This window comes from Labrenzia sp. THAF187b (assembly GCF_009363375.1).
In the GTDB taxonomy this organism is placed as follows: domain Bacteria; phylum Pseudomonadota; class Alphaproteobacteria; order Rhizobiales; family Stappiaceae; genus Roseibium; species Roseibium algicola.
The window spans coordinates 4387334-4410853 of record NZ_CP045344.1; the positions used below are offsets into that span (position 1 = coordinate 4387334).

A 23520-nucleotide genomic window follows, 5' to 3' on the forward strand; every position below is an offset into this window, starting at 1 on the left:
GTCTTTGTCACCGGCTTTAGCAGCAATTGCAATCTTTGTGCACCGTTTACCCGATCCAGCCGAACAGCAGCTCCTGCAGACCGTCCAGAGCTCTGCCGATCAGGGTGCCTTCCGCAACAGCGCCACCGGTTACCAATGGAGACCGGTAGACGATCCCATCCTTGCCGATGACCCGGATTTCGCCAACCTGCTCTCCAGCGTTGACTGGCGCGGGAAGCGGTCCGTTGTAGATAACGCGGATCCTGTAATCGAGTGTGCCTCCTCGCGGCAGCAGCACGTCGACGTTTTTCTCGGACACCAGCGGAACACTGCCGGTCACACCGCCAAACACCCGGCCGTCTGCTACAACATCGCCCGCTGAAAACAACGTCTGAACGGAAAAATACTCCCAGGCGCCTTCGATGACCTCCTTGAGCGTCTGAAGTCGGTGTTTGTCCGACGAAAGTCCCGCAACCGCGGCAATAACCCTGCGTCCATTCCGGTCCACCGAACCGAGGCCGGAATATCCCGCTTCCGCATCATTGCCGCCGCCGAGGCCATCAAGGTTGCGGATTTCTCCGAGCAAGGGGTTCTTGTTGCGCTGAAAAATCTTGTTCCAGGTGAATTCCGGGATTGCGAACATCGGATAAAGATCCGCGTGGCTCTCCAGAATGTACTCGGCAAGCCTTGCCTGATCACGGACTGTGGTCTGGCTTGGGATTTCCGGATAGCCAGTCGGGTTGCCGAAGCGGCTGTTCTTCATGCCGATGGATTGCGCGAATTCGTTCATGCGCACAGCAAACGCTTCTTCGGACCCGTCCAGGCATTCGGCAAGCACGATCGCGGAATCGTTGCCATTGTGAACCAGCAATCCCTTGAGCAAGTCCTCAACCGAGATATCGGATTTGATCGCGGCGAACATTGTGGCACCACGACCCGAGGGAGCGCCGCCGGTTCGCCAGGCGTGTTCACTGACCTTGCAAGTCTGGTCAAGCGAGAGATCGCCTTCTTTCACTGCCTTGAAAACCGTTGCGGCTGTCATGACCTTGGCGAGAGCGCCGGGAGCGAACGGCTGGTCAGGTTCCTTGGCAAACAGGATTGTACCGGAGCCGGGCTCATAGAGGAAAGCCATCGGAGCTTTCGTCACGATTGTTTCGGCTGCATTCCCTGGGAGAGCGAACGCAGAGACGACAAGAAAAGCAGAAAGCGCCCCTCGCCCTACAAGGCGACGAGACGCTTTCAAAAATTCGGATACAGAATATGCGGAGGCCATGAACCGCTTGCCCTATTTATGGATACAGGCGCGGCGTGTGGAAGAAGCCGGACCTACTCCGGGTTCCTGGCCGATTAGCCGTCGTTTTCCAGTTTGACCACCAACTCACGCATCGAAAGGCCCGTGTCGGCCACATTTGAAAGCAGCGAATGCGCGTCGGAAATTCGGCGGTTCGCAGCAAATGAGGAAATTGCACTGCCTGTCACGAGACCTGCGGACGTTCCCGGAGCCGGGACGCGCAGCACGCCGAGTGTTCCTTCCGCAGGTGCAAGACCCGGAGCGGAATAGGCCGATTCGACCGGCTCGAAGCGATTGTTGGAAGCAACCTCGATTGTCGGCTTGCCAGCTAAGAATGCCTGTGCCGGATCGAAGGCAACCGTCAAGGTGGTCTGCTGCGCCCGGAAAGCCGTGGTCGTGGATGCGGTCGTCAGATACGGACGTGCGCTTGGCGCCGGAACAGCTCCGAAGGTGACCTGCGGTGTGACTTGCTGAGGCGCAACCTGCTGCGGTTCTGCCTGTGCCAGCATTGTGCCCGGCATTGTCGCACCGGGTTCAACCGCACCTGGGCCACGGTAAGAGGCCATAAGGAAGCCTTCGTCCTGTCCGTGCAACGGTGCACGGCCGACGTACTCGACCTTTACCTTGCCGATGCCGGCGCTCTTGGTGCCAAGCATCGTTGCCGCGCGTTCAGACAGGTCGATGACGCGGTTGCCGTGGAATGGGCCGCGATCATTGACGCGAACGATCATCGATCGGCCGTTTTCCACGTTCGTCACGCGGGCATAGGACGGCAGCGGCATCGTCGTGTGCGCAGCAGTGAGGGAGTTACGGTCGAAAACCTCGCCGTTGGCTGTCTTGCGACCGTGGAAAGTCGGCCCATACCAGGAAGCCAGGCCGGTCTTCTTGTAGTCCGGATCTTCCTTTGGATAGTACCACTTGCCGGCAATCTTGTATTTCTTGCCGACGATATAGCGTCCGCCACCCTTCGGCACGGGTTGGCCTTCAGCAACCATTTTCGGGCTGCCTTTGACACCATATTTTTCCGGGCTGAATTTTGATTTCTGCTGCTGCGGCGCGGTGCTGCAGGCGGCCACGGCCGAAACCGCTGCTGCCACAATCAATCCCGTGCGCAACTGGGCGCTGAGTTTCCGTGCAGGACGCGATTTACCATCAAGCGTCACAGCTGGTTCCCCTGAAGACGTTCCTGCCACCTGGTTTGTCACCCGGCAAGATTTCCCGCCTGTCCCTTGCATACTGCCGTCCTACTCACTTACGCGCTGGCGGCCCCGCAGCTCACGCGATCATTCCGGCGTGTGGTTCGGTCCACACCGGTTTTCAAGGCATTGTTCCGATCTTCAGATCAGTCCCCGCAAGACGCACGAGCCCCCGCTGCACATCCCGCATATGCCCTTGTTAAAGCGTAGTTTTATTACTTCAAAGTAAACTGCCCGTCGAGGCCGCTGCGTTGCCCAAATTCAACTCTCCACCGGAATTAGACGTCTCCGGGTTTATTTCTCAAGGTCTGCTTGTTGTAACGGTCTGAAATATATGACTAAAAACTGCGTCAATTTGCCTGCTGCCGGCTGTTGCGCACAGGACACAGGTGAGAAGAAATCGTCATTCGGATCAGTTGTGACGTACATCACATTCAGACCTGTCAAATCAGCCTAGGGTGAACTCATTGCTGATGACCGCCCTGTCACAGCAATGCTGGACCCCACCTCCAGCTTCGGCCGCCGGTTCAAAACCCTGCCCACGACACCGGACCGGCGGCCCCTACCCTTTGGCGATGTTCCTGCGCCCGCACTGCCCGTCCTGCCCCTGTGTGCAAGCGGCGCGGGAACATCCCAAAGGAGCTTGATTCTCCCGCACATCCACACGATTTCGCCCGCCTGAACTTCATGCTGGTGATTCCGGCTTGACTTTCCGAGTGAGAAAAAGGAAACGGTTTGCACAGTCGGGCCGCCAAGGCACCGGCATGGTGAGGTGGCCGAGTGGTTTAAGGCAGCGGTCTTGAAAACCGCCGTGCGTGAGAGCGTACCGTGGGTTCGAATCCCACCCTCACCGCCATTCTTTTCTCAGCACGTTTCAAATTGATCCCGCCGCTGATGGACGTATACGTCGGCATCACGCGCAATTTGATGCGGATTTCTGTTTCCCCTATCATCTGATCCGGAGGAACCGTCGCTTGATGCGGCGGCGGCTACTGGGAGGAGATAGCCGGCATGTCAGTGATGCACGAGCCCTGGCTTGTTGCGCTGTCCCTGGTGATGGCCTTTCAGGGCAGTTTCGTGGGCTTGAACCTTGCTGTTCAGGTTCGCAGCGCAATTGACTCGAGACGTCGGCTGTTGCTTGCAGGGGCAGCATTGACCGTGGCCCTTGCCATCTGGTCCATGCATTTCGTCGGAATGCTGGCAGCCCGTCTGCCCGTCGCCGTCGATTTTCTCGTTCTGCCGACACTGTTGTCGTTTCTCGTCTGCGTACTTGTTGTCGGTATTGCTGTTTTCGCAGCTAGCAATGCGCGGCTGACCCCGATTCGCCTCGGCTTATCTGCCTTCGTCATGGGAAGCGGCATCTGCACCATGCATTATCTTGGCATGTATGCCCTGCATGGTTCGCTGCAAATGGAGCACGATCCGGCCTACGTCTTTGCAAGCTTCCTGATTGCCTTCAATGCGGCTGGCCTCGCCATGTGGCTTTTGTTCGGCCTTGGCCGACGTCCTCCTCTCGTCTTTTCTGCAGCTGTGCTGGCGCTTGCGATTTCAGCCATGCACTACACGGCGATGGCAGGATTGACCTATGAAACGTTGCAACCGGTTTCAGGTACTCTTGCGCCGGCCCTGAGCCCCGGAATGCTAGCGATTCTCGTGTCCTGCGTAGCATTTCTGGTGTCGGGGCTGTTTCTTCTGGCGCTCGTTCCCGCCCAGGAAGACCAGACCAAGGACGGCATGGTCAGGAACCAGCTGCCAGAGGAAGAGCAGCGAGAGGCACGTGAAGACAGGCAGAGCCAGTCAGCGCAAGCCGCAATGACTGTTGGCAGCAAATCCGCATCCGGATTGCAGGCGGCGGCCCAAGCGATCCGGCCTGGTCAGCCACTTGGCAAGGGAATGCTGCCGATCGAGCGGGACGGCCAGAAGACCAAGATCGGCGTGCTGGACATATATGCCATTCACGCGGACGCCCATTACACGCGTCTTTACGATGGCAGCAGAGAATTCTTCTGCCCCCTTTCCATCAGCGAAGCGGAACAGCAGCTTGATCCGCGCACATTCAACCGTGTCCACCGCAGCCACATCGTCAACCTCAGCCGCGTTGTCAGCTACAAGCGCTCCGGTGACGGAGGCGTCCTTATCCTGGCGGGCCAGGCGGGGCAGAGTGTTCCTGTCAGCCGGTCTCGTTGGGGGCGCGTGAAAGCGCGATTGAAGACGCTTGGCCAAAACAGGCATCAAAGCCACACGGGGCATGAACAGCCGGCTGCCGCCCAATAGCCAGATCATCGGATCGGTTCACTTTAGGTGTTGCAGTGCATGCAAGGCCGCAAAACACGCCGTTCGTGCAAATGCGCATCAAACGGACACTCTTCATAGTGGTGGTGTTTGCGGCTTGGGCTTCTATTGTAAGCTATTGTAATTAGATGCCCTTCTTGAAAGCATCTGAATTTACACCGTGAAATGCGTCAGAAAAGCTGTCGCATTTCGTGCAAGGCGGCACGTCATCCGTGTGGCCAGACAGGTTGTTTGTGCAAGCGTTCTTGAGTGTGCGCCGCACTGTTCCGCACCCTTTTCCAACGTGAACAATTCGGCCGTTTCCAGCGTCCGGATACGACGTTGCCGGTGGAAGGCGAAAGCAATCGCTTTTCGGGAAGACCGGCATCCGGCCCTGAGGTGGCCGGCAGAGGGAGGAGAAAGACGTGATACCTGGTGCATTCACCTATCACCGGCCATCGTCCGTGGCGGAAGCTGTCGCGATCCTGGTCAGCCATGGCGACGAAGCGCGGCCACTGTCCGGTGGCCATAGCCTGATCCCCATGATGAAGTTGCGCATGGCAGCGCCGGAACATCTGGTCGACCTTGGTGGCATTGCCGATCTCAAAGGCATTTCCGACGATGGCGGCACGATCACCATTGGCGCCATGACCACGCAGCATGAGCTGATCGCCTCGGATCTCTTGGCGTCAAAACTGCCGATCATTCGCGAAACGTCACTTCTCATTGCCGATCCGCAGATCAGATATGTCGGCACCCTTGGCGGAAATGTCGCCAATGGCGATCCGGGCAACGATATGCCGGCGCTGATGCAGTGCCTGAATGCGACCTATGTTCTGACCGGGCCGGACGGCGAACGTGAAGTCCCTGCACGCGACTTCTATGAGGCGGCCTATTTCACGGCCCTTGCGCCTGAGGAAATTCTGACAGCCGTTCGTATACCCGTCCCGCCTGCAGGGCACGGCTATGCCTATGAAAAGCTGAAGCGCAAGGTTGGCGACTATGCGACAGCCGCAGCTGCCGTCGTCCTGACGATGGAAGGCGGCAGTGTGTCCTTCTGTTCGATTGCCCTCACCAATGTCGCGGATACACCGCTTTTTGCGCAGGAAGCCGGAGTGATCCTGGCTGGTTCGACGCTCGATACGGCAACTGTTGCCCGCGCGGTCGCGGCGGCTGAGGCGATCACCGAGCCCGCTTCGGACGGACGTGGACCTGCAGAATATCGCACCAAGATGGCAGGCGTGATGTTGAAGCGGGCGCTCGCGAAAGCCGCAACACGCGCAACCAGTTGAACCAGGATCGAGGGAACCGACAATGAGCGATATTGAACAGATCCCCGTCACCATGACCATCAACGGCAAGAAGGTGCAGCGTTTTGTAGATCCGCGCACGCTTCTGATCCATTTCCTGCGAGAGGACCTCAACCTCACCGGACCGCATATCGGCTGCGAGACGTCCCACTGCGGTGCCTGCACGGTTGAGCTGAATGGCATCTCCGTGAAGTCCTGCACCATGTTTGCCGTCCAGGCAGACGGCGCGGAACTGACGACCATCGAAGGCATGGCCAATGCGGATGGTACCTTGTCAGCGCTTCAGGAAGGCTTCCGGCAGATGCACGGGCTGCAGTGCGGCTTCTGCACCCCGGGAATGATCCTTCGTGCACACACGCTGCTGAAGGAAAACCCGAATCCCACGGAAGAGGAAATCCGCATGGGCATTTCGGGCAATCTTTGCCGTTGCACCGGTTACCAGAACATCGTCAAGGCGATCCAGTACGCCGCTGCGAAGCTGAATGGCACTGAATTTCAGGAGGCTGCAGAATGAACGACATGACCCCGACACGGGAACAGCGCGAAGCCGCGCTGGAAGGCATGGGCTGCAAGCGCAAGCGTGTGGAAGATATTCGCTTCACGCAAGGCAAGGGCCAGTATGTCGATGATGTGAAACTGCCCGGGATGGTGTTCGGCGATTTCGTTCGTTCTCCCTATGCCCACGCCAAGGTTACGAAGATCGATGCTTCCGAAGCGTTGAAACTGCCTGGCGTGATCGCCGTCCTGACGGCGGAAGACCTGAAAGGCGTCAATCTTGCGTGGATGCCGACACTCGCCGGTGACGTGCAGATGGTGCTGGCCGATGGCAAGGTGCTGTACCAGAACCAGGAAGTCGCCTTCGTGGTGGCCGAGAACCGCTACATCGCCGACGATGCCATTCAGCTGGTGGAAGTCGAATATGAAGAGCTTCCCGTCCTGACGGACCCTTTCAAGTCGATGGATCCGGATGCGCCGGTTCTGCGGCCTGATCTCGACGGCAAGATGGAAGGCGCACACGGGCCGCGCAAACACCACAACCACATCTTCACCTGGGAAGTCGGCGACCAGGAGGAAACCGACAGAGCCTTTGCTGAAGCCGATGTCACCATCAAGGAGCTGATCTCCTATCATCGGACGCACCCCTCACCGCTCGAGACCTGTCAGTGCGTTGCATCGATGGACAAGATCAAGGGTGAGTTGACGGTCTGGGGAACGTTTCAGGCACCCCATGTCATCCGTACGGTGGCATCTCTGCTCTCGACTATTCCGGAGCAGAAGATCCATGTCATCGCGCCGGATATCGGCGGCGGTTTCGGCAACAAGGTCGGGGCTTATCCGGGTTACATCTGTGCCATCGTTGCCTCCATCGTCACCGGCGTGCCGGTGAAGTGGGTCGAGGATCGGATGGAGAACCTTTCGACAACGTCCTTTGCTCGCGATTATCACATGACCGCGGAAATCGCTGCGAAGAACGACGGCACCGTCACTGGTCTCAAAGTACATGTTCTGGCTGACCATGGCGGCTTTGATGCCTGTGCCGATCCGTCGAAATGGCCGGCTGGTTTCTTCAACATTGTAACCGGGTCCTACGACTTCCCGTCAGCGCATCTGGCTGTCGACGGGGTCTATACCAACAAGGCACCGGGCGGCGTCGCCTACCGCTGTTCGTTCCGTGTGACGGAGGCGGCCTATTGTATCGAGCGGGCGATGGATATCCTGGCGCAGAAGCTCGACATGGATCCGGCGGACTTGCGGATGAAGAACTTCGTCAAACCGGAGCAGTTCCCCTATCACTCGGCCCTTGGCTGGGAATATGACAGCGGCGACTATCACACCGCCATGCAGAAGGCGATGGACACGATCGGCTATCGCGAGCTGCGCGCTGAGCAAAAGGCCAAGCAGGAAGCTTTCAAGCGGGGGGAAACCCGCGAGATCATGGGCATCGGCGTGTCGTTCTTTACAGAGATCGTCGGTGCCGGACCGTCGAAGAATTGCGATATCCTCGGTGTCGCAATGTTCGACAGTGCCGAAATCCGCGTGCACCCGACCGGCTCGGTGATTTCCCGCATGGGCACCAAGTCGCAAGGCCAGGGGCATGAAACGACCTGGGCGCAGATCATCGCCACTGAAATTGGCATTCCGGCCGCCGATATCATGGTGGAGGAAGGCAACACGGATACCGCGCCTTATGGGCTGGGGACCTATGGTTCACGCTCCACACCGGTTGCCGGTGCCGCTATTGCGCTTGCGTCTCGCAAGATCCGCAACAAGGCACAGATGATCGCGGCTCACATGCTGGAAGTATCCGAATACGATCTGGAATGGGACGTGGACGGCTTCCAGGTGAAAGGCAATCCGCAGGCACGCAAGTCCATGAAGGAGATTGCCTGGGCTGCCTATCACGCTCCGCCACCAGGCATGGAACCGGGCCTTGAAGCGGTCAGTTATTATGACCCGCCCAACATGACCTATCCGTTCGGTGCCTACCTCTGTGTAATGGATATCGACGTCGACACCGGCGTTGCAAAGACACGGCGTTTCTATGCGCTGGACGACTGCGGCACCCGGATCAACCCGATGATCATCGAGGGACAGGTCCACGGCGGTTTGACCGAGGCCTTTGCCATCGCGATGGGTCAGGAGATCCGCTACGACGAGATGGGCAACGTGCTGGGGGCGTCCTTCATGGACTTCTTCCTGCCGACAGCTGTCGAGACACCTCACTGGGAAACGGATTTCACCGTCACCCCCAGCCCACATCACCCGATCGGGGCAAAGGGTGTGGGCGAAAGCCCGAATGTCGGCGGTGTGCCGGCCTTCTCCAATGCGGTGAACGACGCCTTCAAGTTCCTCGGGTCGACCCATATCCAGATGCCGCATGACGCCTGGCGGATCTGGCAGGCGGCCAAGGACCTGGGTGCGCACGCATAAAGCACTTCTTACCGCAGGCTGGCTCCTCCGGGACAAAGCCTGCGGTGACGTTCCGGTCGTCCTCATGTGAATGATCCTGGATCAGCGCCTGAAAGACGATGGAAGCGGCCTTTTCACCGAACGGACCAGCATGACCCAGACCAAGGATCAGATAGCGCTACAACTCGCGGATGCCGGTTATATCGCGGACGAAGGTCTTGCGACGGCACTTCTGCTGACCGGAATGCTCGGGCGACCGCTGCTTCTGGAAGGCGAAGCCGGTGTCGGCAAGACGGAAGTGGCGAAGGCTCTGGCGCGGCTGGAGAACACCGATCTCATACGACTGCAGTGCTATGAGGGCCTCGACCGTTCCGACGCCATCTACGAGTGGAACTATCAGCGCCAGCTTCTGGCCATCAAGGCGCGGGAAGGGTCTGGCGACAGTGCGGAAACTGTCGAGGAAGCGATTTTCTCCGAGAAATATCTTCTGGAACGCCCCCTTCTAGCGGCCATTCGAAAAGACGTGCCGCCGGTTCTGCTGATCGATGAAATCGACCGGGCAGACGAGGAATTCGAGGCATTCCTGCTTGAGATCCTGTCTGACTTCCAGGTGTCGATCCCGGAACTCGGCACGGTTCAGGCAACAACTATCCCGCGCGTGGTTCTGACCTCAAATGGTACGCGCGAACTCTCGGACGCATTGCGCCGGCGTTGCCTTTATCATTTCGTCGATTACCCCTCGCCCGACCGCGAAACCCGAATTCTGCTGGCGTGTGTCCCGGATCTGGATGCTGCTCTCGCCCAACAGATCGCCGAACTCATGAACAAACTGCGCAAGGAAGACCTTGTGAAGGTTCCAGGCGTTGCCGAAACCATCGATTGGGCGGCGGCTCTTCTCGGCCTTGGAGCCAAAAACCTGCACGAGAGCCGGGAGCTTGTCTTTGAGACGCTGTCTTGTGTCCTGAAAACCCGGGAGGACAGCGCCAGGGTCAGCCGCGAAGTCACCGACAGGTTGCTTGGAAAGGTGGCTTGAGCAATGTCCGGCCTTTTCCTTGAAACCAGAGCAGACATCGGGCCGATCCTGAGGCTGCGTCTGGCAGGGTTTGTCCGCTCACTGCGCGACAGCGGCTTCAAGGTTGGATTGGCCGAGACCCGTGATGCCAGCCGGTTGCTGTGTTCGCAGGTAATACAGCGCCCTGGAAGCCTGAAGGCTGCCTTTCGCAGTCTTTTTTGCGGACGCTTGTCCGACTGGCACCGTTTCGACGACATCTTCGATGCCTATTGGATCGGCAAGGGTGTCAAATCTGGCGTGAAGGTTACCGGGACGAGTACGCGCAAGGGCATGAAGACCATTCGCGAGCTGATAGACGCAAGTGGTAACCGCCAGGAGACAATTGCGGGCGACGTCGAACGCCTTCCCGGTGAAGAGGATGAAGCGAGCAACGACGCTCCCTCCGGGCGGCGGGAAGGCGCGAGCATTGCCGAAAACCTCGGCAAGGTGGATTTTCGAGATCTCCACGATCCGGACGCCCTTAAGCAGGCCCATGACCTTGCCGAACGTCTTGCCCGTGCGATGCGCATACGACTGACCCGCAGGGATCGTCAGAAACGAACAGGCCGAAAGCTGGATCTGCGCCGAACCATCCAGCGTTCCATTGCTCATGGCGGGACCCCCATCGAGCTTGTGCGTAAAGGCCCACGTGAGAAACAGCTCAGGCTGGTTATCCTGCTCGATGCGTCCGGATCGATGAACAACTACACGGGTGTCTTCACACGGTTTGTGCACGGCTTGCTGGATAACTTCCGCGAAGCCGAGGCGTTTGTCTTCCACACACGCCTTATGCACGTCTCGTCGGCTCTTTCCGAGCGCGATGCAGGCCGCGCTCTTGATCGCATGGGCCTGATGGCACAGGGGATCGGGGGCGGCACGAAGATTGGCGCGGCGCTGGCCGACTTCAACAGATGGCACGCCGCCCGTGTCGTCCATTCGCGCGCCTGCGTCCTGATCCTGTCGGATGGCTATGACACAGGCACGCCGGAAGCACTTGGCGACGAGATGGCACGGTTGCGGCGGCGATGCAGGCGCATTGTCTGGCTCAACCCGCTGCTTGGCTGGCAGGGCTATGAACCGACAGCCGGAGGCATGGCCGCCGCCTTGCCTCATGTCGATTTCTTCGCGCCAGCCCATAACCTCGCCAGCCTTGAAGCCCTAGAGCCTTATCTTGCGAGACTTTGAACGATGGGAGATGTCGAGATGAAACATTCCGTTCCCGTGTCCGGCAAAGAGGCCGCGCCAGAGGTCGTGCAGGACCTACCCCGCCTGATGAACCGTTTGCAAGGTGACAACGAACCCTTCGTTCTGGCAACCGTTGTACGCACCATATCGGTGACCGCAGCCAAGGCGGGCGCGAAGGCCGTCATCGACAGGAATGGGGATATTGTCGGCGGCTGGATCGGCGGTGGCTGCGCAAGATCGGCTGTCATCAAGGCGGCAAGGTCCGCTTTTGAAGATGGTCAGACACGATTGATCTCCCTTCAACCGGCAGACCTGCTGGCCGAGATCGGCGTAGAAGCCGGTGAAGAGCGCGAAGGCATTCAATTTGCCAGGAACATGTGCCCAAGCCAGGGGACCATGGATATCTTCATAGAACCGGTTCTGCCGCGGCCCATGCTTGTCATCTACGGCGCCAGTCCGGTTGCCGTGGCCCTTGCGAGCCAGGCGCCGTCCATCGGGTTTGACCTGACCTTCTGCGCACCTGCAGAAGACCTGCCCGTCTTTTCAGGTGCGGGCAAAAGAGCAGAAGGGTTTGACAGTCCCATTCACAGCAACGGGCAGATCTACACTATTATTTCGACCCAGGGACGTGGCGATCTGGTGGCCCTGAAGGCAGCTCTTCTGACGGATGCGCGCCACATCGGGTTTGTCGGGAGCCGCCGGAAGATTGCAGCCCTGAAGGAGAAGTTGCGCGACGAAGGCGCAGCGGATCAGACCCTCGACCGGATCAAGGGGCCCGCAGGCCTCGATCTGGGAGCCATTGCACCGGAAGAAATTGCGCTCTCTATCCTGGCGGAACTTTTGATGATCCGCCGCAGCGGACACCGCCAGACCAACATCCATCACGTTTGACCCCACCAGGGAAGCAACCACATGCAAATGAACGACAGCCAGCGGATCGAAGCCCCCAAGCATAAGGTTTGGGAGGCTTTGAATGATCCGGAAGTCCTGAAGGCCTCTATTCCGGGATGCGAAGACCTGATCAAGCTTTCCGATACTGAACTGGAAGCGAAGGTACGTCTCAAGGTGGGCCCGGTAAAAGCAACTTTCGGCGGCAAGGTGACGCTCAACGATCTCGACCCGCCGAACGGTTACACCATTGAAGGCGAAGGCTCTGGTGGGGTCGCCGGGTTTGCCAGAGGTGCCGCCAAGGTTCATCTGGAAGAAGACGGTCCTGATGCGACGATCCTTCACTACGAGGTTGATGCGAAGGTTGGCGGCAAGCTGGCGCAGCTTGGTGTCAGACTGATCGATTCAACCGCCAAACGGCTTGCCGGTGAGTTTTTTACCGCCTTCGGCGAACAGGTCGCCCCGGGAAAACCGGCTGCGACGAACGAAGTGGAAGCCGATACCGCGCCAGAAGACGCTTCTCCTTCCGGCGGCGAAGAGAAAAAGGGATGGATCAAAGGCCTTTTCACCGGCAAGAAAAAGCAGGACGTAGCTGGTGACGAGGGTAAGGTCGACGAACCTGCGGAATAAATCCCGACTGCAAGAGCTGCTTGCCTGGCTCTTGCAGATGTTCAAACCGGAGGAATTGTTATGGCACATACCGAAGTTCAAGCCATGAGTGGCATTCGCGAAGTGACGCGTGATCCATCGCTGGTTCTTGCACTCGTCACCGGTTCGGCCTTGACCGGATTTTTGCTGGTGGCGCACGCCTGTTGTCTGGGCATCACCGAACAGCATTTCCTGCCGTTGGTTCAGATCTGCTCTTTCACTGGCTGAGACTGTTTTTCGATAGATCAGCACAGCCTGCTTAAGGTCTGGGCATGGTGCATTCTTCACCATGCTGCCCATATTCTGCTCAGAATATCATTTGCCTCTGATTGGTTTCGACGAGCTCAATCCAGATTCTATTTCTTAAATTATTGAAACAATGTACGAATTTTTCGCCTTCGCCTTTCTGGCATTCCCCTTGCTTTGGTGATGATGTGCAGCGCGCCTAGGGATCCGGTCGCAAGACGACGCAGGACCGAGAGGTGCAAGCCGGTTGAGAGGCATATGCCGACATAGACCGGTGACACGGCGGGACAAAAACCCGGGAGACAACTGCACGAGGTTTCGCGCGCGCGAACCTGCTCCCGGCCGTGCGCAAAAACCTCATGACGTAAGTCCGGTTCTGATGACCGGGCCCAAGACAGGAGACGCGCACAGATGTTGAAATCGATTGCCAAAGCTTCCCTCCTCGCCGCAGCGCTGACGCTGCCTCTTTCTCTCACTTCGGCCAGGGCCGAGGAAAAGACGGATTTCAAGGTCTGCTGGTCCATTTATGTCGGCTGGATGCCCTGGGGCTATCTGCAGGACAGTGGCCTCATGAAGAAATGGGCCGACAAGTACGACATCTCCGTCGAGATCGTTCAGATCAACGACTACGTGGAGTCCATCAATCAATACACCGCAGGAGAATATGACGGCTGCTCCATGACCAATATGGATGCCCTTTCGATCCCGGCTGGCGGCGGTGTCGACACGACTGCGCTTATCGTCGGTGACTATTCGAACGGTAACGATGGCATCATCCTGAAGGACAAGTCCGAACTTGCCGATATCAAGGGACAAAGCGTCAACCTGGTGGAGCTTTCCGTCTCCCACTACCTGCTTGCACGGGCACTCGACACGGTTGGTCTCAGTGAACAGGATCTGACGGTCGTCAATACCTCAGATGCAGACATGATCGCTGCCTATCAGACGCCGGATGTCACGGCGGTGGTCACCTGGAACCCGCTCCTGTCTGAAATCGAAGCGGAATCAAATGCCACCAAGGTTTTCGACAGCTCTGGCATTCCGGGTGAAATCATCGATATCATGATGGTCAATACCGAGACGCTTGCGGACAATCCTGCCTTCGGAAAAGCCCTTGTCGGAGCGTGGTACGAGCTGATGGCGATCATGTCGTCCGATAGCGACGAGGGCGTCGCTGCACGCACCGCCATGGCCGAAGCCTCCGGCACGGACCTTGCCGGGTACGATGCGCAGCTCGCGACCACCAAGATGTTCTACACGCCCGCAGAAGCGGTCGAGTTCACCAAATCCGCAGAACTTCCCGAGACGATGAAATTCGTTGCCGAGTTCCTTTTCGACAAGGGCATTCTGGGTGAAGGGGCACCCAGCCCCGAATTTGTCGGCGTCTCTTTCCCGGATGGCTCGATCTATGGCGATACTGGCAACGTGAAACTGAAATTCGACCCGAGTTTCATGGTGATGGCCGCAGAAGGCACGCTCTAAGCATCCACTGCTGATCCGGCGGTTCCGGTGCCTCGGCGCCGGAGCCGCAGCCATAGACCGATCGGACCGTTTCATGCGTATCATCAACCGGAAACCCTCCCGGGTCACCGCCCTGGCGCTTGGGCTCCTGCCATTCGTGCTGACATTGGTCGCCTACGCGATTGCCAGCCATTACCGGCGGCTCGACAATCCGGCGGACAAGCTTCTCCCCTCCATCACCAGCATGGGAGAGGCCTTCTGGCGCATGGCGGCAGTGCCGGACCGGAGGTCGGGAGATCTTCTGCTCTGGCTGGATACTTTCGACAGTCTCTGGCGTCTCGGGACGGGGATGGCAGTGTCGACCCTTCTGGCGATCTCCCTTGGCATTGCAATCGGCTTCATTCCCCATATCCGCAGCGGACTGGCGCCTTATCTCGCGACATTCTCGCTGATCCCGCCGATCACCATCCTGCCGATCCTGTTCATCACCTTCGGCCTTGGCGAACTCGCAAAAGTCGCCTTGATTGTAATTGGCACGGCACCAGTGATGATCCGTTCCACGGCCCAAGCGGTTCTGGACATTCCCCGAGAGATGATCATCAAGGCGGAAACACTTGGGGCCAGCGTCTGGCAAATGGTTACGCGGCTCGTGTTGCCGCAGGTGCTCCCGCACCTGATCACCAGCCTGCGGCTCTCACTCGTGCCTGCCTGGATCTTTCTGATTTCGGCTGAGGCCATCGCGTCCACATCCGGACTTGGCTACCGCATCTTCCTGGTGCGCCGTTACCTCGCGATGGATGTGATCCTTCCTTATGTCGTCTGGATAACGCTGCTGGCGTTCCTGCTCGACAGAGCCTTACTGCTGTTGTCCCGCCGCGCATTTCGCTGGCACCATCTGGGAGGTGACGCGCTATGAGCACTGCGTCCAAACTCTCGGTCCAGAGCCTGGCAAAGTTATACGACGGCGTGCCTGTTCTCGAACGGGTCAACCTGGAAGTCCAGACCGGGTCTTTCTGCACGATCGTCGGGGCATCCGGCTGCGGAAAATCAACATTCCTGCGGATGCTGCTTTCCCAGGAACATCCAACCCGTGGACAGATCCTCCTGGACGGCGCTCGCTTGCCACTTGAGCCGACACCCGACCGCGGGATCGTCTTCCAGAAATACTCGGTGTTTTCGCATCTAACCGTGGCCGAAAACCTCATACTTGCACAAGAGTTTGAAACGTCGCGTTGGACCGGGCGGCTTTTTGGCAATTCCCGCAAGTCGGCTTTTCAGTCAACCGACGACCTGCTTGACAGGATCGGTCTGCGACCGGCGTCAAACAAATATCCTGCGCAGCTGTCCGGTGGCATGCAGCAACGTCTCGCGATCGCCCAGGCCTTGATCAAGAAGCCAAGTATCCTGCTGCTCGACGAGCCTTTCGGCGCGCTAGACCCGGGTATACGCGTCGATATGCATGAATTGCTTCTGGGGCTCTGGAAAGAGTTGTCCATGACGGTGTTCATGGTGACGCACGATATTCACGAGGCCTTCAAGCTCGGCACGCGTCTGCTGGTGTTTGACAAGATCCGCCACGACCCGCAGGCGCCACAGGCTTACGGCGCGACCATCACCTACGATCTGCCGCTCAAATCGCCAACTGGAGCCTCCCTGCGGTCTCCGGAGGCCATCGCAGGTGCAATTGGGGCTCCACAGACTAACCAGCCCACTCCGTCTTCCCAAAGCATCCACACCCCAAGCAATCAGGAATGAGGACCATCCCATGAGTTTCAATCGAGCCTCGGGCCCCAGGACGCACCACCTTGCAGCAGGTCAATTCACCCGAGACCCCAGCCGAAGACAGCATCATCCTGACTTCGACAAACTCCAATTGCGAGGTTGGAAGGCCGCTGAGAAGGAAGGTGCCCTGCCCTCTGCCGCGTGGGAAAAGGAAAAAGCCTGGGCACTGCGAATGGGACTGACAGGATCGGATAGTCTCACCGACAAATCGATCCCGACCTTTGCCCGTGGAGAACTGCCCCACTATGCGGGGATCAACACCTTCCTGAAGGCACCCTATATCGAGGATGTGACAAAGGTCGGGGCTTATGATGCCGCCGTCATCGGCATCCCTTTCGATGGGGGCACCACTTACAGACCCGGCACACGGTTCGGACCGCAAGGAGTCCGGAAGATTTCCGCGCTCTACACGCCCTACAACTACGAGATGGGTGTCGATCTTCGGGAACAGATGACGCTTTGCGATGTCGGTGACATCTTCACCATTCCTGCCAATATCGAAAAGACGTTTGACCAGATAACGCGGGCGGTCTCGCATGTCGCGTCGTCCGGAGCCTTGCCGATCATGATCGGCGGGGATCATTCAATCGGCTTTCCTTGCGTACGCGGGATTGCCCAGTGCACGTCCAAACGCATTGGTATCGTGCATTTCGATCGGCATATCGACATTCAGGAAAAGGATCTGGATGAGCGGATGCATACGACGCCCTGGTTCCACGCGACAGATCTCGTCAACGTACCGGCCGTCAATCTGGTTCAGATCGGTATCGGAGGCTGGCAGGTACCGCGCGAAGGTGTGGAAGTTGCCCGGGAGCGGAACACCAACATCTTCACCATGCGCGATGTTGAGGAACTGGGATTGGCGGAAACGGCCGCACGGGCGCTGGAACTGGCATGGAAGGACGCAGATGCAGTCTATATCTCGTTCGATATCGACAGTGTCGACTGCGGGTTCGTGCCCGGTACAGGCTGGCCGGAACCAGGTGGCTTCCTGCCGAGAGAGGCACTTGAGCTGGTGTCGCTGGTCGCGAAGGAAGGCATCTGCGGTCTGGAGGTCGTAGAAGTTTCACCACCTTACGATTGCTCCGATATCACAGCCCTTCTGGCAACTCGCGTGATTGTAGATGTTCTCGGGACCCTGGTTTCCCATGGTAAAATGGGCTCCCACAAATCCATCATCGACAAGCCGGTGTCCATTCCGGCCGGTCCGGACGTGGAGTAAGGCGATGGCGCGACATCATCACGGCCACGATCACCATGCTCATCACGATCATGGACATGGTGATCACCAGCATCACCGCCACCATACTCACCACACACATGACCACGATCACGGAGGTCTCGCCGGACATAATCACGGGGCGGCGGACCATCTGCATTCTCATGTTCATGGGGCCTCGCATGCGGACCGGGCCGAAGAACTGCAGGCACTTGCGGTGAGCTTCATCGACGGCTTTCGGGCTGCCGACGACAAGACCAGTTACCTGCGTCTTGCCGGCGTCCCATTTCACCGCCCTGGTACCGACGGTCTTATACAGCACCTTGTCGACGCAAAGATCGTCAGCAATTGGCAGGTCGGTACAGCCTCGCCTGCCTTTGCTTCCCGAGAACTCGTCTACATGAGTTTTCCAGGTTCAATGGTCCAGGCCCGGGAAACCATGACCTTCACCTTTGTATCCTTGTCGCAACGGTCAGACATTGACCTCATCGACATCCTCACCACTCGTCTGGCCCATGGAGATATCGCAGAATGAAACAGCTTTTGACGACGTCAATTCTTGCATTGGCGTCCACCCCCGCACTTGCACACCCTGGTGCGCACGATCATCTGGCCGGTTGGGAAGGCGCAGGAGAGCATCTGCTTGGCTCGCCATTTCATCAGCTACTGCTCGTGGTGGCTGTCAGCGGGTTGGTTCTGGCCGTTTCCCTGGTCCGGAAGTCGAAAAAGACAACCAGGAAACAGCCTGTAGAACGCAGGTCCTGAGGGTCTCTCCCCTTACAGCGGGGCCTTGATACCAACCGTGGTATCAGAGCCCCGCCAGAGTGCTTTTGGAATGATCCGAGAAGAACAGGGTCGTTATGTCATCGATCGCCATCGGACCGCCGAACAGGTAGCCCTGGCCGATGGTGCAGCCGATATCGACCAGTACATCGCGTTGCTCGACTGTCTCGATGCCTTCGATCAAGACCTGAGAGCCCATGGTTTCGGCAATACCAAGGACCATCTTGAGAATATCGCGAATTTTCTTGTCCTTGACCGCCTTGGTGGCGAACGACCTGTCGATCTTGATTTCGTCCCAGTCAAAGTCCGTCAGGTAAGACAGGGCGGAATAACCGACGCCAAAATCATCCAGCGAAATACCGATACCCAGTGATCGCAACTCAACGAGTGTTGTCTGAATGCGGCGCAGATCGCTCATCAGGGTTGTTTCGGTCACTTCCAGTTTCAGCCTGGAGGCTGGCAGACCGGTACGGCCGAGGCATTCGTCGAGCATTGCGACGACGTCGTCGCTCAGAATCTGCGCAACAGAAAGGTTGACCGACAGGCTCAGGTCCGATGGCAACAACTGAACTTCGGAACACGATGTCTCCAGGATCTTCCATCCCAGCGATACGATATCTCCATTGCGTTCGGCGATCGGGATGAATTCCGATGGTGAAATCCAGCCCAGTTCGGAATGGTACCAGCGTGCCAAAGCTTCCACGCCGAAGATACGTCCGGTCATGAGATTGAACTGTGGCTGGAAGTGCGGAAGGCATTCGTTCGCCTCAATGGCGCGGGCAAGTGCGTTTTCGACGATTGTACGCCGTTCCATTTCCGCGCGCATGGCCGGTTCGTAGGTCACGACGCGGCGGCGGCTGTAGCTGACGGCGTTACCAACCGCGAGATCCGCATTGCGAATGATGTCTGTGGCATCTCGCTCGACGGTGGAGGAATCCGCATAGCCGATAGCTGGTGAAATCAGGAAGGATCCGAGTGCCGTCGGGACCGGGCGCAGGAAGATGTCGTGGATCCGGTTTGCGACGACAGAAGCAGTCAGCCCAACCTCCTCATCATTCACGGTCATGAGGAGAAAACCCTTGCCTCCTGAGCGGGCAAGGCAATTTACACCTTCCATCCGGTCTACCGCGTGACGCAACAGGTCCGCAGTCGATGCCAGGATGGCTTCTTCCGTTACAAGGCTGAACTTGTTGATAGCCGGCAGTCTGGACTCCAGATCGATGTTGAGAATGCTCAAGGTCTGGTCAGGAGCGAGTGTCTCGTGAGTAGAGCGCACGATCTCTGCAAAGACGCGGGAATTTACCAGACCTGTAACACCGTCGTGGTCCAGCCGGTGCTCCAGAAGCCTGGTTTGCTCGCGGCTTGCCTCTGCCTGTCCTTGCAGCACCTGGCTGCGCTTGTTGGAGAACCAGATCCAGCCAAGGCTGACCAGAAGGAAAACAACAACGAGCGCGTCTTGTACAATCTGGTGGAAATGAAAGGTTTTTCTCGCCGCCGACATTTGCTTGGCAGCTTCCTGGGTCACCATCTGATTGATTTGCTGAAGGGAACTTCCTATCCCCTGCAAGATGATCAGAGCATTGCTCACGGAGGTCTGGTCATCGAGCGTATCCAGGAACGGCTTCAGCCGGTTGCTCGTACGAACGATGTGGACCAGTTTGTCCTGAATGTAGTCCGACGGCCCCACAATTTCGCTGTAGGCGTCGCTGGGCCACGTTTCGAAGGCGTTCAGCAGTGCTTCGTAGGTTTTTCCGGCCTCTGCAGCATCTTCCGGGCTTTTCAAGGCACTGTACCGTGCAATCAGCTTTTCCAGGGCCGTAGTGTTAAAGCGCAGCGTGTCGTAGAGGACCGAACGTTCCAACTGATCCTTGTGAAGGTAGTCGGCTTGCGCACTATAGAGCGAGTAGGCGTTTACACCGAGCAAAAGCGTAAGGGAGGCGCAAAGCGCCGGAAATCCTATTCGCAACAGTTTATCAAAAATCATTGGCTCAACCGCCCTGATGACAGATTACACCGCTCCAATTGGAGCTTATCGATAGTCCTTTCCGGCCCAATGTCTCTGTCACAGACGAACCGGTTCCCCCCGGCTTGCCATTTCCGGTATCAGCGGCAGGCCATCTACCTGCTGCGCTGGACCAGCGGTGGATTACGCCCGATTGTTAGCGCCGCAAACTTTCACGAAACTTGCGAGTAAAAAACGGTTGTAGACCCCAATCGCGGAAAGATCTTTTTGCCCTTCAATCCACGATGTAGGAATTTAGACCCGACAACGGTTAAGACCGTCTAAATGCCAAAAGACGCAACGTAAATTGTGCTTGGTTTTGCGGTGGATAACGGGGATGGGCACAAGATTGCTGTCATGCTGCCATTGTTTACCCAAGGTTGTCTTGACGCGTTCATTTCAAAACGAAATCCTGCAGCTGGATCATGAAATCGTGTTGGGAGCGGGGGCAAATGCCGATCTTAAGGACACTCCGAGATGGGCTTACGCCAACCGGGCTCATAGTAGCAGTCAGTTTCTTCGGTGCCGCCCTGACGCCGTCGATGATGCCGAGGGAGCCAATTGTACAAGCGACCCTCGCCGCCGTGGCAGCGACGTTTGGCTATGAAGTGACCCTTCTGGCAAGGAGTGTCTGGCGTTATCTGGAGTTGCCGGAACCCAAGGGACGTTTGTGGGCACTCTGGCTCCTTGCAGCTTGCGGCATCAGTCTTGCGATCATGGTCTATAGTCTGTCGAAAGCTGCCAGTTGGCAGAACGCGACCCGTGAAGCTGTCGGTTTGCCGCCACTCGAGAGCGCAGCGCCATTCTTCATCGTCACCGTTGGCGTGTTGATCGCACTTTTCTTGTGGCTGGTTTTCCGGGTCGCAGGTGCCTTGCGTAGAGCCGTCGCTGGTGTTCTGGACAAGTTGCTTCCAAGGCGCGTGGGCGTGGTCCTGTCCATCGTTCTTGTTGGCTGGTTCCTGTGGGCACTTGTCGATGGAGCCCTTGTACGCAATGCGTTTCGCATGGCCGATACGTCTTTTCTGGCTGCAGACCTGCTGCTTGAACCTGATATCGAAAAACCTGCAGATCCCGAAAAGACCGGCAGTACCCAGTCGCTGGTCAAATGGGACGAGATGGGGCGATGGGGTCGTCACTATGTTGCGACTGCTCCGACTGCAGCAGAAATCTCCGAATTCTTGCCGGATAATGCCGTTGATCCGATCAGGGTCTATGTTGGACGAAGGTCTGGTGCCACCGCAGAAGAACGCGCTCAACTTGCCTTGCAGGAACTAATCCGCGTTGGCGGATTTGACCGGTCGGTTCTTGTGGTCGTGGTACCACCCGGCACCGGTTGGATGGACCCGGGAGCTCACGACACAATCGATTTCATGCTTGGCGGTGATGTGGCGACGGTGGCTGTTCAATATTCCTATCTGACCAGTTTTCTGGCGCTGCTTGCCCATCCAGACTACGGGGTAGATCAGGCTCGAGCCCTCTTCAACGCGGTCTATGCCCACTGGACGCAGCTGCCCAAAGACAGTCGACCGGAGCTTTATGTTCACGGGCTCAGTCAGGGGGCCTTCAACTCCCAGGCAACACTTCCCCTGTTTGACATGTTGGGTGACCCGATCCAGGGCGCCTTCTGGGCCGGGTCACCTTTCTTCTCGCGCTATTGGTCGGAGGTCCGGGACCGGCGGAAGGGTGACAGTCCGGCATGGCGTCCGAACTACGGAAACGGCTCGCTTGTCCGGGTGATGGATCAATATGGCGGACTGGAGGGAAACTACGCACCCTGGGGGCCAATTCGTGCGGTATTTCTGAACTATGGTAGTGACCCTATCGTAAACTTCACGTTCGATACGGGATTCAGGCCGCCAGCCTGGATGGCCTCACCGCGTGCACCGGATGTTTCAGAAAAACTGTCCTGGTTTCCCGTGGTGACAATGCTTCAGATTGCGCTGGATTCCATGTTTGCGCTGGATGTTCCCAGATACGGGCACTACTACATTGCGCCTGATTACATCGACGGATGGGCTGCAGTTGTCGATCCGGACGGCTGGTCACCAGAAAGAGCGGAAGCGCTGAAAAAGATATTCGAGCGCCGTGATCCTGCGATCTAACGCCCGGAACCAATTGGTTCGACTATCGATTTTCCAAAAGGCTGGCCAGGCCACGTTTAAAGGTTTCTCCGGCTGGTTCTGCTGCTTTTACGATGTCTGCAACCTTGAAGAATTCCATGGTCTTGAAACGGCCGACTGGTGGTTCAATCAACAAATCAGGTTGATTGCAGGCCAATTTGGCGGCGACCAACGAGTGAAGGGTGATCGAGAACGAGCCGATCCAGGTTTCCAGGCCGGTTGGAAGCCCGCTTTTTCGTTCTTCGAAATTGCTGCCAGTGACATCGACAGCAACCGTCGGAATGCCGTCGTCTTGAAAGACATCAAATGGTGTCGGGTTGACGAAGCCCCCGTCTATCAGAACCTGGCCATCTATTCTGACAGGCGTCAAAAGCATAGGGAGAGCAGACGAGGCTGCAATTGCAGGCAGCAGGGCCCCCTCCTCCAGAACCACCTGCGACTGGGTATAAAAATCCGTCGCAACGATCTTCATTGGCAGTTTCAAATCCGAGAACTGCTCGGCGAGGTTTGCAGGAAAAACCGTTTCGAAAAGAACAATCGGATCTATAATCGCCGGACGGACGACATTGAAGAGCGACGACCAGGTTCGGCCATCCTTCAGAAACAGCTTTTGAATCAATTGCGTTTTCTGGGTAAAGAGATCAATAGCAAATTGCCGGATCTCTCGACCGCTCATACCGCTGGCATAAAAAGAGCCCAGGATCGACCCCATTGATGTTCCGGCAATTTCTACGGGTTTGACACCCAGGTCATCCATCGCTTCCAGAATGGGAATATGAGCGAATGCCTTTGCGGCTCCGCCACCAAGAGCCAGCCTAAACCCTTGGGCAGAGCTTCGGCTGTGTTTCGTCGTGTCTGCCGCTGGGGCGCTGCTGGTTGAGGCCAAGCCAGCCATGCTGCCAGATCCAACAGCGGCCGCGGCGAGCATCAGTTCTCGTCTGCGGATCATTCGTCAAAGGTCCGTATTGTGTGCATGCCGGCGATCCATCCTGGATGGAAACGAAATTATAGTTTCATTTGTAGAGGTGTCGGTGCTGCTATTCAACGTTGCGGCGATTTCTGCGCAAGTCTTCAATCAGAACGATCTCGATGGGTAGCAGTCGGTGAGCGCATTCAATTTACCCCCATCACACGGGGTGTTTCGGCTTCGGCATGTACGCACTACGGTCAGACATCCG

Annotated in this window: 20 protein-coding genes and 1 tRNA gene; 17 read left to right on the forward strand and 4 right to left on the reverse strand. The window is 57.6% G+C overall.

Annotated elements, in window-relative coordinates; translation table 11 throughout:
- Window positions 1-46 precede the first annotated feature (46 nt).
- Window positions 47-1126 (reverse strand): D-alanyl-D-alanine carboxypeptidase family protein, encoded by a 1080-nt coding sequence (locus tag FIV03_RS20245; protein ID WP_209009724.1) that lies wholly within the window; start codon window positions 1124-1126, stop codon window positions 47-49.
- A gap of 200 nt (window positions 1127-1326) precedes the next feature.
- A complete protein-coding gene (locus FIV03_RS20250) occupies window positions 1327-2373 on the reverse strand; it encodes a septal ring lytic transglycosylase RlpA family protein (RefSeq protein ID WP_152512001.1) in 1047 nt (348 codons plus the stop codon).
- A gap of 859 nt (window positions 2374-3232) precedes the next feature.
- On the opposite strand from FIV03_RS20250, the gene FIV03_RS20255 reads away from it, so the two are divergent.
- The 16 genes from FIV03_RS20255 (at window position 3233) to FIV03_RS20330 (ending at window position 18202) form a co-directional block, all read left to right on the forward strand.
- A tRNA-Ser gene (locus FIV03_RS20255) sits at window positions 3233-3322 on the forward strand.
- 155 nt (window positions 3323-3477) lie between these two features.
- Window positions 3478-4740 carry an MHYT domain-containing protein gene (locus tag FIV03_RS20260; RefSeq protein WP_152510757.1) on the forward strand — a complete coding sequence of 421 codons (1263 nt, stop codon included), beginning with the start codon at window positions 3478-3480 and terminating at the stop codon, window positions 4738-4740.
- Window positions 4741-5162: 422 nt separating this feature from the next.
- Window positions 5163-6029 (forward strand): xanthine dehydrogenase family protein subunit M, encoded by an 867-nt coding sequence (locus tag FIV03_RS20265; protein WP_152510758.1) that lies wholly within the window; start codon window positions 5163-5165, stop codon window positions 6027-6029.
- A gap of 31 nt (window positions 6030-6060) precedes the next feature.
- Window positions 6061-6561: a (2Fe-2S)-binding protein gene (locus FIV03_RS20270; protein ID WP_173013995.1), complete on the forward strand. Its 501-nt coding sequence runs from the start codon at window positions 6061-6063 to the stop codon at window positions 6559-6561.
- The gene (locus FIV03_RS20275) at window positions 6558-8978 is read left to right on the forward strand and encodes an aerobic carbon-monoxide dehydrogenase large subunit (RefSeq protein ID WP_152510760.1); all 2421 of its coding nucleotides are present in this window, start codon (window positions 6558-6560) and stop codon (window positions 8976-8978) included. Before FIV03_RS20270 ends, FIV03_RS20275 begins: the two co-directional genes overlap by 4 nt.
- 130 nt (window positions 8979-9108) lie before the next feature.
- The gene (locus FIV03_RS20280) at window positions 9109-9990 is read left to right on the forward strand and encodes a MoxR family ATPase (protein WP_152512002.1); all 882 of its coding nucleotides are present in this window, start codon (window positions 9109-9111) and stop codon (window positions 9988-9990) included.
- Window positions 9991-9993: 3 nt separating this feature from the next.
- Window positions 9994-11193 (forward strand): VWA domain-containing protein, encoded by a 1200-nt coding sequence (locus tag FIV03_RS20285; protein ID WP_152510761.1) that lies wholly within the window; start codon window positions 9994-9996, stop codon window positions 11191-11193.
- Window positions 11194-11280: 87 nt separating this feature from the next.
- Window positions 11281-12084, forward strand: a complete 804-nt coding sequence (locus tag FIV03_RS20290; protein ID WP_152512003.1) for an XdhC/CoxI family protein — start codon at window positions 11281-11283, stop codon at window positions 12082-12084.
- Window positions 12085-12105: 21 nt separating this feature from the next.
- Window positions 12106-12711 carry a carbon monoxide dehydrogenase subunit G gene (locus FIV03_RS20295; RefSeq protein WP_173013895.1) on the forward strand — a complete coding sequence of 202 codons (606 nt, stop codon included), beginning with the start codon at window positions 12106-12108 and terminating at the stop codon, window positions 12709-12711.
- 60 nt (window positions 12712-12771) lie between these two features.
- Complete coding sequence (locus FIV03_RS20300; RefSeq protein ID WP_152510762.1) at window positions 12772-12957, forward strand: hypothetical protein; 186 nt, start codon at window positions 12772-12774, stop codon at window positions 12955-12957.
- Between the two features lie 429 nt (window positions 12958-13386).
- Window positions 13387-14457, forward strand: a complete 1071-nt coding sequence (locus FIV03_RS20305) for a putative urea ABC transporter substrate-binding protein (RefSeq protein WP_152510763.1) — start codon at window positions 13387-13389, stop codon at window positions 14455-14457.
- Between the two features lie 73 nt (window positions 14458-14530).
- Window positions 14531-15352 carry an ABC transporter permease subunit gene (locus FIV03_RS20310; RefSeq protein ID WP_062488743.1) on the forward strand — a complete coding sequence of 274 codons (822 nt, stop codon included), beginning with the start codon at window positions 14531-14533 and terminating at the stop codon, window positions 15350-15352.
- Entirely contained in the window at window positions 15349-16191 is an 843-nt protein-coding gene (locus FIV03_RS20315) for an ATP-binding cassette domain-containing protein (protein ID WP_152510764.1), read from the forward strand. Before FIV03_RS20310 ends, FIV03_RS20315 begins: the two co-directional genes overlap by 4 nt.
- 10 nt (window positions 16192-16201) lie before the next feature.
- A complete protein-coding gene (locus FIV03_RS20320) occupies window positions 16202-17440 on the forward strand; it encodes an agmatinase family protein (protein WP_209009726.1) in 1239 nt (412 codons plus the stop codon).
- A 4-nt stretch (window positions 17441-17444) separates the two neighbouring features.
- On the forward strand, window positions 17445-17972 hold the full coding sequence (locus FIV03_RS20325; RefSeq protein ID WP_173013896.1) for a hypothetical protein: 528 nt from the start codon (window positions 17445-17447) through the stop codon (window positions 17970-17972).
- Window positions 17969-18202 (forward strand): hypothetical protein, encoded by a 234-nt coding sequence (locus tag FIV03_RS20330; protein ID WP_152510765.1) that lies wholly within the window; start codon window positions 17969-17971, stop codon window positions 18200-18202. Before FIV03_RS20325 ends, FIV03_RS20330 begins: the two co-directional genes overlap by 4 nt.
- A gap of 43 nt (window positions 18203-18245) precedes the next feature.
- Here FIV03_RS20330 and FIV03_RS20335 read toward each other — a convergent pair whose 3' ends face one another.
- A complete protein-coding gene (locus FIV03_RS20335; RefSeq protein ID WP_152510766.1) occupies window positions 18246-20204 on the reverse strand; it encodes a GGDEF domain-containing phosphodiesterase in 1959 nt (652 codons plus the stop codon).
- Between the two features lie 470 nt (window positions 20205-20674).
- Here FIV03_RS20335 and FIV03_RS20340 point away from each other — a divergent pair, with 470 nt between their 5' ends.
- The gene (locus FIV03_RS20340; RefSeq protein ID WP_152510767.1) at window positions 20675-22324 is read left to right on the forward strand and encodes an alpha/beta-hydrolase family protein; all 1650 of its coding nucleotides are present in this window, start codon (window positions 20675-20677) and stop codon (window positions 22322-22324) included.
- Between the two features lie 22 nt (window positions 22325-22346).
- Here FIV03_RS20340 and FIV03_RS20345 read toward each other — a convergent pair whose 3' ends face one another.
- Complete coding sequence (locus FIV03_RS20345) at window positions 22347-23291, reverse strand: patatin-like phospholipase family protein (RefSeq protein ID WP_152510768.1); 945 nt, start codon at window positions 23289-23291, stop codon at window positions 22347-22349.
- Window positions 23292-23520: the final 229 nt, after the last annotated feature.